The 12,739-nt window shown below is 39.7% G+C and carries 14 protein-coding genes; 8 read left to right on the forward strand and 6 right to left on the reverse strand.

Going from position 1 to position 12,739, the window contains the following annotated elements:
- Positions 1-34: 34 nt before the first annotated feature.
- A complete protein-coding gene (locus tag FW754_RS01080; protein WP_409509974.1) occupies positions 35-910 on the forward strand; it encodes an acyl-CoA thioesterase in 876 nt (291 codons plus the stop codon).
- Positions 911-1,083: 173 nt separating this feature from the next.
- Positions 1,084-2,319 (forward strand): dicarboxylate/amino acid:cation symporter, encoded by a 1,236-nt coding sequence (locus FW754_RS01085; protein ID WP_409510016.1) that lies wholly within the window; start codon positions 1,084-1,086, stop codon positions 2,317-2,319.
- Positions 2,320-2,392: 73 nt separating this feature from the next.
- On the opposite strand, the gene FW754_RS01090 is transcribed toward FW754_RS01085, so the two are convergent.
- The 6 genes from FW754_RS01090 to FW754_RS01115 all read right to left on the reverse strand — a co-directional run bounded on the left by FW754_RS01090 (position 2,393) and on the right by FW754_RS01115 (position 8,762).
- On the reverse strand, positions 2,393-3,340 hold the full coding sequence (locus FW754_RS01090; protein ID WP_419345868.1) for a metal-dependent hydrolase: 948 nt from the start codon (positions 3,338-3,340) through the stop codon (positions 2,393-2,395).
- Between the two features lie 167 nt (positions 3,341-3,507).
- A complete protein-coding gene (gene yihA, locus FW754_RS01095; RefSeq protein WP_446323619.1) occupies positions 3,508-4,344 on the reverse strand; it encodes a ribosome biogenesis GTP-binding protein YihA/YsxC in 837 nt (278 codons plus the stop codon).
- A 102-nt stretch (positions 4,345-4,446) separates the two neighbouring features.
- The gene (locus FW754_RS01100) at positions 4,447-4,890 is read right to left on the reverse strand and encodes an RrF2 family transcriptional regulator (RefSeq protein ID WP_409509977.1); all 444 of its coding nucleotides are present in this window, start codon (positions 4,888-4,890) and stop codon (positions 4,447-4,449) included.
- 122 nt (positions 4,891-5,012) lie between these two features.
- Positions 5,013-5,774: a globin domain-containing protein gene (locus FW754_RS01105; protein WP_446323620.1), complete on the reverse strand. Its 762-nt coding sequence runs from the start codon at positions 5,772-5,774 to the stop codon at positions 5,013-5,015.
- 171 nt (positions 5,775-5,945) lie between these two features.
- The gene (locus FW754_RS01110; protein WP_446323621.1) at positions 5,946-7,529 is read right to left on the reverse strand and encodes a helicase HerA-like domain-containing protein; all 1,584 of its coding nucleotides are present in this window, start codon (positions 7,527-7,529) and stop codon (positions 5,946-5,948) included.
- A gap of 39 nt (positions 7,530-7,568) precedes the next feature.
- Complete coding sequence (locus tag FW754_RS01115; RefSeq protein WP_446323622.1) at positions 7,569-8,762, reverse strand: PLP-dependent transferase; 1,194 nt, start codon at positions 8,760-8,762, stop codon at positions 7,569-7,571.
- Between the two features lie 180 nt (positions 8,763-8,942).
- Between FW754_RS01115 and FW754_RS01120 the strand changes: the two genes are divergently transcribed.
- The 6 genes from FW754_RS01120 (at position 8,943) to rplB (ending at position 12,727) form a co-directional block, all read left to right on the forward strand.
- Complete coding sequence (locus tag FW754_RS01120; protein WP_409509981.1) at positions 8,943-9,671, forward strand: type 1 glutamine amidotransferase; 729 nt, start codon at positions 8,943-8,945, stop codon at positions 9,669-9,671.
- 278 nt (positions 9,672-9,949) lie between these two features.
- A complete protein-coding gene (gene rpsJ, locus FW754_RS01125) occupies positions 9,950-10,261 on the forward strand; it encodes a 30S ribosomal protein S10 (protein WP_004725677.1) in 312 nt (103 codons plus the stop codon).
- 60 nt (positions 10,262-10,321) lie between these two features.
- A complete protein-coding gene (gene rplC, locus FW754_RS01130; protein ID WP_409509982.1) occupies positions 10,322-10,960 on the forward strand; it encodes a 50S ribosomal protein L3 in 639 nt (212 codons plus the stop codon).
- An 11-nt stretch (positions 10,961-10,971) separates the two neighbouring features.
- A complete protein-coding gene (rplD, locus tag FW754_RS01135) occupies positions 10,972-11,574 on the forward strand; it encodes a 50S ribosomal protein L4 (protein WP_409509983.1) in 603 nt (200 codons plus the stop codon).
- Positions 11,571-11,891 (forward strand): 50S ribosomal protein L23, encoded by a 321-nt coding sequence (gene rplW / locus FW754_RS01140; RefSeq protein WP_409509984.1) that lies wholly within the window; start codon positions 11,571-11,573, stop codon positions 11,889-11,891. The genes rplD and rplW overlap by 4 nt, the downstream gene beginning before the upstream one ends.
- An 11-nt stretch (positions 11,892-11,902) precedes the next feature.
- Positions 11,903-12,727: a 50S ribosomal protein L2 gene (rplB, locus tag FW754_RS01145; RefSeq protein ID WP_409509985.1), complete on the forward strand. Its 825-nt coding sequence runs from the start codon at positions 11,903-11,905 to the stop codon at positions 12,725-12,727.
- The last annotated feature ends 12 nt before the right edge of the window (positions 12,728-12,739 follow it).

Genomic DNA, 12,739 nt, shown 5'->3' on the forward strand with positions numbered 1-12,739 from the left:
TTTAGAGTCTTATCTCTTATCGTACGGATTGTATATGAATAATCTAACCCAAGAATTGGTTGAACTACTAAGCTTAGAAAGGCTTGAAGCGAATATTTTTCGTGGACAAAGCCGTAACCTTGTAGGCAAGCGTGTATTTGGTGGACAAGTCCTTGGGCAGGCTTTACGTGCGGCTTCTTATACAGCAGATCGTCCTGTAAATTCATTACATGCTTACTTCTTATATGGGGGAGATATTAACGCACCCATTATTTATGAAGTTGAAAATTTGCGTGATGGGAAAAGTTTCTTAAGTCGCCAAGTGAAAGCTATTCAGCACGGTCGTATCATTTTCACAGCAATGGTGTCTTTTGCAAATTATGAAGAGGGCTTGGAGTATCAAATTGAGCAGCCAGAATATCCTGCGCCTGAAACATTAAAGCCTGAACAAGAGCTCAAAGAAAATTTGGTGAGCTTCGTTCCTGAAAATATTCGTACCGCATTTATGCGTCCACGTCAGGTTGAAATTCGTCAGGTAAATGCAAGTAATCCATTTCAGCCACAGCCTGAAGCACCGTCGTATGCGCATTATTTACGGACGCATCAAGACTTGCCTACAGATGTTGTTGATGATATTTCCTTGCATCAAGCAATTGTTGCTTTCTATTCAGACTACACTTTAATGATGACGGCTTTACGCCCACATGGCGTGAATTATTTATCGCCAAGTTTGCAATGTGCGAGCATTGATCATGCCATCTATTTTCATAGACCTGTCCGTGCCGATGAATGGATGCTGTATGACATGGATGCAACGGTGAGTGCCAATTCACGTGGTTTGAACTTTGGGCGTATGTGGCAAAATGGTCAGTTGGTTTGTAGTACAACACAAGAAGGCCTAATGCGTTTACGTGAAATTGAAACGCAATAATATGATTTAAAATAGCTATAAAAGACATGTAACATGATAAAAGCCTTGAATAATTCAGGGCTTTTTATTGTTCAATAGAAGAGTTGATTATGTGCTTTTCACAAAAAAATTCTCGATTATTCAATGTTTCAATGGCATATTTCAATTTGAATTTATAAGAAAGCATAATGACGATGAACCTGAATACTCAGATTCTGATTGCAGCCATATTGGGCGTCGCATTTGGATTTTTACTCAATCAATTTCCTCAGACCGCTTTTTTTGACCATAGTATTTATGGTTTGAGTATTTTGAGTAGCATTTTTATTGGTCTGTTAAAAATGCTTTTGGTTCCACTTATTTTTAGCTCCATTGTGGTTGGGGTATCTAATTTACAGTCGGGCGGGCAGTTGAGTCGGACATGGAAAATTACATTGCTCTGCTGTGTGACGACCACGACATTGGCATTGATACTCGGTATTGGTGCAGCGCATTTATTTGGTGTCGGACAGGGCGTTGATATTGCTATGTTTCAGGATGCAATGAATGAACATCAAACACCAGATACACTGACGCCATCTGCATTCTTTACCAACTTTATTCAAAATACCTTAATTAATCCGTTCAAGGCATTTTCGGATGGTAATGTGCTTGCTGTTGTCGTTTTCGCATTGATGCTTGGTGTGGCTTTGGTGAAAGGCGGTGAACGATTTAATTCAATCAAAAAGCTTAGCACGCAATTTTTTGAAGTGATGATGATGCTAGTTGGTTGGGTCATGAAACTTGCACCCATTGGTATTTTTGCGCTCCTTGCAAAATTGGTATCGACAGAAGATATTTCAATATTGAGTCGTTTAGCGGAGTTTGCTGCTGTTGTAACGGGTACAACTATTTTTCATGGAGCAGTTGTACTGCCATTACTGCTGTGGATTTTTGGCAAGATGAGTCCGATCACCTTTTTTAAGGGAACACGCACAGCACTGATCACTGCATTTGCAACAAGCTCGAGTTCTGCAACCATGCCATTGTCGATGAAATGTGCACAAGAAAATTTAGGCGTTCGTCCGCAAGTTGCAGGTTTTGTGATCCCGCTTGGTACACAATTAAACATGGATGGCACGGCACTCTATGAAGCTGCCGCTGCTTTGTTTATTGCAAACTTGATGGGACTTGATTTAAGTATAGGACAACAATTGATTGTTTGTTTGACGGCAATGATTGCATCGCTTGGTGCACCAGGAATTCCAAGTGCAGGCATGGTGACGATGATTATGGTTTTACAGTCTGTTGGATTACCTGCCGAAGCAATTGCAATTCTACTTCCTATAGATCGTTTACTTGATACTGTACGTACTGTAGTCAATGTTCAAGGTGATATGATGATTAGTGTGGTGGTTGATCGCCATACGAGAAATGTCGTAAATAATTAATTTAGAAGTGTTTAGAGAAAATAAAAAACCTGATAAAGCAGGTTTTTTATTTTAAAATTTTCTGTAATTTGTATTATGCAACTTTCAGTAATGCACGTTTTGCAGCAGGTGATTTATCTAAATAGGCAATTGCATCTTCAGTTTTTGCTTCATGTACTGGATCATACCAAGGCATCAAATAACCAAGTTGCTGTGAAACCAACCAAAGCGGATGTGGCATAAGACGGTTATCTGTTTGCGCAATACGAACCCATTCACGCCAAATCCATGGTTTATAAAGCGCAGGTTTTTTGTCTGCGAAACGTGGGTCTTGTCTCATAATATGTGCTGCACCATCAACCCATAGCCCTATAACAGCAGCAATTACAAGTAAGCTCTGATAGTAACGAGAAATATAACCACCGCCCAAATGGCGATAAAGATCAAATGCGACAGTACGATGTTCAATTTCTTCTGCACCGTGCCATTTGACCAAATCAAGCATATTGGCATCTGCACCGAGCTCTTCCCACTTTTTGTTGTACAGAACGTATTTTCCGAGTACACAAGTCATGTGCTCTACAGTGGCAATAATGCCTAATCGGAATAAATCCCATTGATGCTCAAGTGGGCCAGGTACGGGAATAAAGGTGAGGGGTTTGTCAGCTAGAACTTTAGTAAATAACAAATCCATCAATTTTAGATTACGATCAACATCAATGTTACGAATAGTGAGATATTCTTTATTTGCTGAGTTGTGTGCTTGAGCATGCATAGCTTCTTGGCGGATGAATGCACGAACATCTTCTTTAAGTTTTTCATCGGTAATTTGTGGTAAAACTTTGTTGTATAAACGACAAAACCAAAATTCACCAGCAGGTAAAATCATATTAATTTCATTAATAAAATAGCTAATGAAAGGTTGATTTGGAATCCAATCAATCGGTGTATCTTTCCATTCAAATTTGACTTTACGCGGTTTGATTGAGTATTGGATGGAAGAACCAATTTTACTGTTTTTGATGCGTGAGAGTAATTTCATAGCAGAGTCCCTGATTCTAATTGTTTATGATTTTATTTGTTGTAATCATCAACAATGCTTACATGTACTGAGTATAAAAAAAAGTCCCAAATTGTATTTAGCAATTTGGGACAATCAAATATCAATTGGTGATGATTTTTGTTGGACAATCTATAAAAAAGAAGGTTTTAGTTTAAATTTGGCTGTTCATCGCCTAAATCATCATCTTGATCCATATCTTGTTCATCATCTAAAAGATCATCTTCCGAAGCTTCAGGAATAGCATCTAAATCAAACACTGTATTTTGTTCCAATGTGTAATTTAAACGTCCTGCCATAACACTTGCAAGTTCTTCAAGTCCTTGTTTATTCATTGATGAGAACAACTGAATGGAGAAATTGAGCTTCATTTTACGCAGTTTTTGTTGTACATCAATGAGCACTTGACTAGCTGGGCCACGGTTCAATTTATCTGATTTAGTCAATAGAACATGAACAAAAAGTTGACGAGAATACGCCCACTCTAACATCATGACATCGAAGTGTTGTAGAGGATGGCGAATATCCATCAATAACACTAAACCTTGTAAACTTTGACGATGAATCAGGTAGTTTTCAAGTTCTTTTTGCCAAACAATTTTCATCGATTCAGGTACGGCAGCATAGCCATAGCCAGGTAAATCGACAAGACGTTGATCAGGATTCCCCAAGCTGAAAAAGTTAATCATTTGGGTACGACCAGGACGCTTTGATGCTCGTGCTAGTTGTTTTTGATTAGTCAATGCATTGATTGCACTTGACTTACCTGCATTTGAGCGACCTGCAAAAGCAACTTCATATCCCGTATCTTCTACGCATAAATTCAGTTTTGGTGCACTCATCAGAAACTCAGCTCTGCGTAACCAGTTTAAAGACGAATTTGCATACTCTTCAACCACAGAGTCCACTTTGCGTTCATAACTAATTTTTTGCTTAGGTGCTTGAGCAATTTTGGCGTTTCTTGATTTACCACTGTGGCGATGCATAATCCAACTTCGAAAATAACGGAATAAGATGCATTATAAAGGAAGTCGGTGATTCAGGCGAATTTTGCAGATCAACAAGCCAATTTATCATGATGAAAAATGTTACAGATTAAGCAGTGAAATCAAAGGAGCTTGATTTGTTGAGCCTTGAGGTGATGTATTGAGAACATCAGATAGGGTGTATTGGTTTAAGCTAAGATAAAACTGTTGTATGGCATGATCAAGAATACCTTTTAAACCACAGTTTGTACGAAAAACACAAGGTGGATTATTGCATTCTACAATAGGCGCATAGCCTTGTAGGACTTGAACAACATTGCCAAGTTGGGCATTTAAAGTTGTTGGATTGAGTTGAATGCCGCCGCCTTTACCTCGTGTGGTAATAATCCAATGTTGCTTTGCCATAAAATGCACAATTTTTGTCAAATGATTTTGAGAGACGTGCAAATCTGCTGCAATTTCTGCAATGGTATAAGGCGTATCTCTAGAGCGTGAAATATACATGAGTATGCGTAAAGCATAATCAGTGAATTTATTGAGTTGCATTTTGGCGTGATCTTATCGATGCGACTTAGTAGTTTGTATTATTTTAGCCTGAAAGCTCCCTTTTCGGGAGCTTTCAGTTGAAATTTAAGATTTATGGCTATTTAAATGCAGATAGAAAAGTCTTATTTTGCCTGTGGAGCGGTGAGTTGAACTTGATCGCCGACTTTATATTGATTCAGTAAAATATCTGAAACCGAGTACTCGGTTGGATTGTCGGTTGCTTTTACTTCAAATTGGTACTGTTGTTCATCACCTGAAAGTAAGATGAATTGATGGGGTTGCTGTAGTTCTTGTCCAGGTACTTTAACTTTTACCGAAATAAATTGACCAGCAGGTGCAGCTATAATAGTTAAACCATCACTTGCTTTAACCGTAAAGCGCTTCCCATGTTCAGTCGCTATAATGTCACTAATAGTGAAGTCGCGCCATCCTGCCCATCCACCATTTTGTGTCGCTAAGCGTTCATATTTTTGTTTTTCAACACCAATTAAAATATCTGCCAATTGTAAATATGCAACTTTCCATGCGGCAATCAGTTCAGAATCCATCGGTACATTGAGAACTTCACTGATTGAGTTTAAAAGGTTCTCACCCACAATTGCGTATTGATCAGGTTGAATATCTAAGCTGACATGTTTTGTGGTGATGTGTTCAATTGCTTTGGCTAAAACAGATGGATTTTCGATATGTTCCGCATACGCCAAAACCGCAGCAGCTAAAGCTCTTGGTTGGCGACCAGAATTTTGGCTATCTAAGTTAAAGATATTTTTTAACTCAGGATGGTTGTTTAACATGCGGTTGTAAAAGTAGCTTGTTAAAGCAACACCATTTTCACGTAATACAGGAACAGTTGATTTTACAAGTTCAATATGTTCAGGAGTCATTTGCTGGACCTCTTGTTGTCTGGCTATTTAAAAGATGTATTTAAAATACATCTTTATATTTAAATGTACAATAACTTTGTTGTAAAAAAAGGCATAAAAAAATTAAGGATAATGTTTATCCTTAATTTAAGCTTTTTAAAATGAAGTGTTTATTGGTGAAATAAAAAAAGGTCAGCGCCCACCAAACAATGAACCTAATAGACCACGAACTAGTTTTTGCCCAGTACTACCACCTAAGCTACGTGCTGCACTTTTTGCAAAAGTACCAAGTACATCTTGTGTTATTTTTGCGCGTGCTGCAGCGGCTTTCTCTTCCTCTTTAGCTTGAAGTTTTTCTAGGCGTTCTTGATCTTTATTTTGTTGTTTTTCCATATTGGCTTGAAACTTGGCTTGTTCTTTTTGCATTTGCTCAAGTTGTTTGGCTTGTTCAGTTGCCACTTGCAATGCAACAAGCTGTTGCTCATTTTCACTGACTTTACGTTGTAACATTTCAAAAGCGCTATCACGATCAACAATTTGATCGTAAACACCAGCAACAATACTTTGAGCCATGAGTGCTTTACGCTCATCTAGGGTAATGGGATTAAATGCAGAGTAGGGAGGCATAACCATGCCGCGCTCTACAATTTGCGGTGTCCCTTGCTCATCTAGACAGCTAATAAGGGCTTCACCTACTGCAAGTTCAGTAATGGCTTCATCGACTTTGAAGGTTGGGTTGGCACGAAACGTATCCGCAGCTGTTTTTACGGCTTTTTGATCTTTTGGAGTAAAAGCACGGAGAGCATGTTGCACACGGTTACCTAATTGTCCAAGAACATTCTCAGGAATGTCTAAAGGGCTTTGTGTAACAAAATAAATACCTACGCCTTTAGAACGAATGAGGCGTACAACTTGTTGAATTTTCTCTTGTAACGCAGGACTTGCATTGTCAAACAGTAAATGGGCTTCATCGAAGAAGAATACCAATTTAGGTTTATCCATATCACCGACTTCAGGTAATTTTTCAAATAACTCAGACAGCATCCATAATAAAAATGTTGCATAGAGTTTCGGGGTATTCATGAGCTTGTCGGCAGCCAATAAGTTAATGTAACCATGACCATTAGGATCGGTTTGAATAAAATCCATAATATCGAGGCTAGGTTCACCAAAAAAGCGATCTGCACCTTGATCACCCAATGCGAGCAAATTACGTTGAATTGCACCTAAGCTCGCAGGAGATAAATTGCCATATTCAGCTTTTAATTCGGCTGCATGTTCACTGACATGAGTCAGCATTGATTTTAAATCTTTAAAATCAATTAGTAGTAAACCTTGGTCATCTGCAATACGAAACACCGCAGAAAGTACACCTTCTTGTGTTTCATTTAGATTGAGCATTTGTGCTAAAAGCAAAGGACCAATTTCAGAAATAGTGGTTCGGATAGGATGCCCTTGTTCACCAAATAAATCCCAAAAAGTGGTTGGAGATGCCGCGAATGGGACAGCATTTATACCTAAACTTTTAATACGCTCATCAAACTTAGCATTGCTACTGCCTGCTTTGGCAATACTTGAAACATCACCTTTAGCATCTGCCAAAAATACAGGCACACCTATACGAGAAAAACTTTCGGCAAGTACCTTTAATGTTACGGTTTTTCCAGTTCCTGTTGCTCCTGCGATCAAACCGTGGCGGTTAGCAAACTGTGAATGTAAAACAATATCTTGTGTAGTATCTGACGTTTTTTTTGCAATTACGATTGGTGTGCTCATGTACGGTTCCTATTGTGATTATTCCGTTGATGTCGCTGCTTATTTTGTTTTCATATGATGTAGTGCTGTGGTGATATCTTGAATTAAGTCTTGTGGATGTTCAAGACCAATACAAAAACGCACCAATAAACCTTGTTTTAAATGTGGAGTATCCAAATGACGCATATCTTTGAGGTTATAAAGCATCACTAAGCTGACTGGACCACCCCAGCTAAAGCCAAGTTTGAATAATGATAAATTATCACAAAATGAGCGAATGGCACTCATATCATATTCAGGTTTAAAAATAACACTGACTAACCCTGCACTTTGCGCTGTTTGGCAAGTGTCTTTCCAAAAACGATGACTAATATTGTCTGTGTCGGCAGGGTGGAGGACTTGTGCAAACTCAGGTTGAGTTTTAAGCCATTCTAACAGCGTAATCGCTGAAGCAGATTGATGCTCATAACGTAGTTGCATTGATGAAAGACTACGCTGAACTTGTGCTGCATCATCACCTGAAATCGCGATGCCTTGAATGGCGTGCATACGGAATAATTGATGATGCAATTTTTCATCCCGTGTCACCACTGAACCCATCAAAATATCACCACCACCACTTGGGTATTTAGTCAGTGCATGCACAGTTACATCTATACTTAAATGTTCGCTTGAAAAGTCGAAAGCATTAAAGGCAAGTCCTGCCCCCCAAGTATTATCGAGAGCAGTCAGAATATTGTGCACTTTGGCTTTTTGAACCAAATTGATTAAATCGGGAAACTCTAAAGTCACTGAGCCAGCCGCTTCTAACCAAATTAATTTCGCCTTTTCTGTAGGTTGAAATGATTCAATATCTATCGGGTTATAGACTTCGACAGTAATACCATAGCGCATTTCAAGATAGCGCAAATGCTCCATATTGGGGCCATAAATGTTATCTGAGACCCACACTTCATCACCATGCGCTAAAAAGCAAGAATTGACGAGGTTGATGGCAGACAAACCACTTGGTGCAAGCAGGCAATATTTTCCGCCTTCTATTTGAGCAATATGATCGCCTAAAGTAAAAGTAGTGGGTGTGCCATGTGTACCATAACTATAGTCATAAGCATCCGTCCAATGGCGATTAAACAGTGCATCGGTATTTTTAAAAATAATGGTCGATGCACGAAATAAAGGCGGTTGAACTGTCGCAATATATTGAGGTGCTTTGCGAGGTGCATGAATTAAAGCTGTTTGATGATTATATTTCACAGAAAACTCTAAATTTTAGAAAACAAATATTTATGAAAGAAAAGCACATTAAATTTACGGAGCAAAGAATTAAATTGTGAAAATTTATCACCATTCAAAATATTGGCTTCGTTTTTGCACTATGCATTAGAACAATGAATATTTTTAATCTCAAATGAAATAACAAGAATAGGGTCTAACATGATGAAAAAGTTAAAAGTACATTATTTTCAACATATTGCAGGTGAGGGTTTTGGCAGTTGTTATGAATATCTAAAACAACAAGGAGCTGAAATTAGTGCAACCGAATTTTTTGCATTACCTAAAGATTTTAAGCTGGAAATAGAAGCATTACCCAACATAGAAGATGTTGATTTATTAATGATTATGGGAGGGGAAATGAGTGTGAATGATGAAGCTAATTACCCATGGTTACGCATAGAAAAGCGTTGGCTTAGACGGTACTTAGCATCATCAAAACCTGCTATAGGCTTATGTTTGGGGGGGCAACTCATTGCAAGTGCATTGGGTGCAAATGTACACAGACACCACACTCAAGAGATTGGTTGGACTAGAGTTTTTAAAAGCCTGTATTGTAAAGAAGGTGACTTTCAGTTGCCTGAGCATGTTGATGTAATGCAGTGGCATAGCGAAACGTTTGACCTTCCAAAGGGTGCAATTCGGTTGGCGGAAAATAGTGTGTGTCATAACCAAGTGTATCAAATTGGGAACAATGTACTTGGTTTTCAATTTCATCCTGAAATTACACCACAAGCTTTAAAGCTTTTTGTTGCACATGAAGAAGAACAAAATGTTTTTTATGGGAAAAATCAGCAGTCGTTAAGAGATTTGGAGCAGTCAGATAAAACTGCATTTATTCCAGGGCATCAATTATTGAATCGTGCAATTGAATATGTGCTACAGCCTTAAAGGCAATGACTATACAGAAAAGTGATAGCTTACAATTAATTCACTAAAATCTGGGAAAAAATGGCAATAGCGTTTGCTTAAGTGTTAAACAGTCGCTATAATAAGTGACCCTTCAATATGATGGGCTGAATGGCAAATAACGTCGTTCAGATATCGTTACAGTCATGGCATCGATCATGACCATAGTGATTTTCACTGCTCTTGACACTTATCCTTTTTTAGTGGGGTGAGATGCGTCAGGAGTGATTCTTTATATATTTGGCTTGGAGTTAACTGGTATGTCTAACCAGAGAATTCGTATCCGTCTTAAGTCTTTTGATCACCGTTTAATTGATCAATCTTCTCAAGAGATCGTAGAAACAGCAAAACGTACAGGTGCACAGGTGTGTGGTCCAATCCCTATGCCTACACGTATCGAACGTTTTAACGTTTTGACATCACCGCATGTAAACAAAGATGCGCGTGACCAATATGAAATCCGCACATACAAGCGTTTGATCGACATCGTTCAACCTACAGACAAAACTGTAGATGCGTTGATGAAGTTGGATCTTGCAGCTGGTGTTGATGTTCAGATCGCATTGGGTTAAGGCTTTCGGGTTAATTAACGCTCTAAGTTAATTAGGCCGCTTTTTTAGAGGTTTATGCACATGGCTATTGGTTTAGTCGGTCGCAAGTGCGGTATGACACGTATCTTTACAGATGCTGGTGTTTCTGTACCTGTAACAGTGATTGAGGTTGATCCTAACCGTATCACTCAAATCAAAACGCTTGAAACTGATGGTTATCAAGCGATTCAAATCACTACTGGTGAACGTCGCGAATCTCGCGTAACTAACGCTCAGAAAGGTCACTTTGCGAAAGCTGGTGTTGCTGCTGGTCGTCTAGTTCAAGAATTCCGCGCTACAGAAGCTGATCTTGAAGGTCGTGAAGTTGGTGGTTCTCTTACCGTTGAATTGTTCACAGTGGGTCAAATTGTTGACGTAACTGGTCAATCTAAAGGTAAAGGTTTCCAAGGTGGTGTTAAGCGTTGGAACTTCCGTACGCAAGATGCAACTCACGGTAACTCACTTTCTCACCGTGTTTTAGGTTCTACTGGTCAAAACCAGACACCTGGTCGCGTATTCAAAGGCAAAAAAATGGCTGGCCATTTAGGTGCTGAACGCGTAACTACACAGGGTCTTGAAATCGTTTCTATCGACACAGAACGTTCAGTTCTAGTTGTTAAAGGCGCGGTTCCTGGTGCTACCGGTGGCGACGTTATCGTTCGTCCTACGATCAAGGCCTGAGGGGAAATATTGTGAATTTAAATACTGTTTCCGGTTCAGCTGTTGAGTTGTCTGAAGTTGCGTTTGGTCGTGACTTTAACGAAGCACTTGTTCACCAAGTAGTAACAGCATATTTAGCTGGTGGCCGTCAAGGTTCTAAAGCTCAAAAATCACGTGGTGAAGTATCTGGCGGTGGTAAAAAACCTTTCCGTCAAAAAGGTACAGGCCGTGCGCGTGCTGGTTCTATTCGTAGCCCAATTTGGGTTGGTGGTGGTAAGACTTTTGCTGCTCGTCCACAAGATTGGTCTCAAAAAGTTAACCGTAAAATGTACCGCGGTGCAATGCAATGTATCCTTGCTGAACTAGTTCGTCAGGATCGTCTTATTTTGGTTGAAGAGTTCTCTGTTGAAGCTCCTAAAACTAAAGAATTGCTTGCAAAGCTTAACGACTTGAACGCTACTCGCGCATTAATCGTTACTGAAGCTGTAGATGAAAATCTATATTTAGCTGCACGTAACATTCCACATGTTGATGTGGTTGATGCTGCTGGGATCGATCCTGTTGGTTTGATCGCGTTCGACAAAGTTGTTATGTCTGTAGCTGCTGCTAAGAAAATTGAGGTAGAACTCGGATGAACAACGAACGTATCTATCAAGTCCTTCAAGGACCTGTATTCTCAGAAAAAGCACAAGTTTTAGGCGAAACTGCTGGTGTTCAAGTTTTTAAAGTTGCTATTAACGCAAACAAACTTGAAATCAAAAAAGCTGTTGAGCAACTATTTGGTGTCGAAGTTGTTAAAGTTAACACGACGATCACTAAAGGGAAAACAAAACGCTTTGGTAAAACATTAGGACGTCGTTCTGATGTTAAAAAAGCATACGTCACCCTGAAAGCTGGCCAAGATGTTGAAATGGCTGACTTGGGCGATACCGCTGAAACCGCAGCGGAATAAGGACGAAGATTATGCCGATTCAAAAATGTAAGCCAACGTCTCCGGGACGTCGCTTTGTAGAGAAAGTGGTTCATGACCACCTTCACAAAGGCGCACCGCATGCACCGTTGGTTGAAGCTAAAAAACGTACTGGTGGTCGTAATAACAACGGTCACATTACGACTCGTCACGTAGGTGGTGGTCATAAACAGCACTACCGTCTTGTTGACTTTAAACGTAATAAAGATGGCATTCCAGCAACTGTAGAGCGTATTGAATACGATCCTAACCGTACATCACATATTGCACTTGTGCTTTATGCTGACGGTGAGCGTCGTTATATCATCGCTGCTAAAGGTTTGCGCGCTGGTGATAAAGTTCAGTCTGGTAACGATGCTCCAATTCGTCCAGGTAACTGCTTACCACTTCGTAATATGCCAATCGGTTCTACACTTCATAACATCGAGCTTAAAATTGGTAAGGGCGCACAGTTAGTACGTTCTGCTGGTACTTCTGCTCAGTTGTTGGGTCGTGACGGTTCTTACGCAATTATTCGTCTACGTTCTGGCGAAATGCGTAAAGTACACGTTGAATGTCGCGCTGTGTTAGGTGAAGTATCTAACTCAGAAAGCAACCTTCGTTCACTTGGTAAAGCAGGTGCATCTCGCTGGCGTGGCGTTCGTCCTACCGTTCGTGGTATGGCGATGAACCCAGTAGACCATCCACATGGTGGTGGTGAAGGGCGTAACAAAGGTATTCAACCTGTAAGCCCATGGGGTCAAAAAGCTAAAGGGTACAAGACACGTACCAATAAGCGTACGACTAAGATGATCATTCGCGACCGTCGCGTTAAGTAACAAGTAAAGGAA

The organism is Acinetobacter sp. 1207_04, from assembly GCF_052850415.1.

Bases quoted from the DNA above. Each gene is read 5' to 3' on its own strand.
- FW754_RS01080 (WP_409509974.1), top strand. From the start codon at position 35: ATGAATAATCTAACCCAAGAATTGGTTGAACTACTAAGCTTAGAAAGG.
- FW754_RS01085 (WP_409510016.1), top strand. From the start codon at position 1,084: ATGAACCTGAATACTCAGATTCTGATTGCAGCCATATTGGGCGTCGCA.
- FW754_RS01090 (WP_419345868.1), bottom strand. From the start codon at position 3,340: ATGAAATTACTCTCACGCATCAAAAACAGTAAAATTGGTTCTTCCATC.
- yihA (WP_446323619.1), bottom strand. From the start codon at position 4,344: ATGCATCGCCACAGTGGTAAATCAAGAAACGCCAAAATTGCTCAAGCA.
- FW754_RS01100 (WP_409509977.1), bottom strand. From the start codon at position 4,890: ATGCAACTCAATAAATTCACTGATTATGCTTTACGCATACTCATGTAT.
- FW754_RS01105 (WP_446323620.1), bottom strand. From the start codon at position 5,774: ATGACTCCTGAACATATTGAACTTGTAAAATCAACTGTTCCTGTATTA.
- FW754_RS01110 (WP_446323621.1), bottom strand. From the start codon at position 7,529: ATGAGCACACCAATCGTAATTGCAAAAAAAACGTCAGATACTACACAA.
- FW754_RS01120 (WP_409509981.1), top strand. From the start codon at position 8,943: ATGATGAAAAAGTTAAAAGTACATTATTTTCAACATATTGCAGGTGAG.
- rpsJ (WP_004725677.1), top strand. From the start codon at position 9,950: ATGTCTAACCAGAGAATTCGTATCCGTCTTAAGTCTTTTGATCACCGT.
- rplC (WP_409509982.1), top strand. From the start codon at position 10,322: ATGGCTATTGGTTTAGTCGGTCGCAAGTGCGGTATGACACGTATCTTT.
- rplW (WP_409509984.1), top strand. From the start codon at position 11,571: ATGAACAACGAACGTATCTATCAAGTCCTTCAAGGACCTGTATTCTCA.
- rplB (WP_409509985.1), top strand. From the start codon at position 11,903: ATGCCGATTCAAAAATGTAAGCCAACGTCTCCGGGACGTCGCTTTGTA.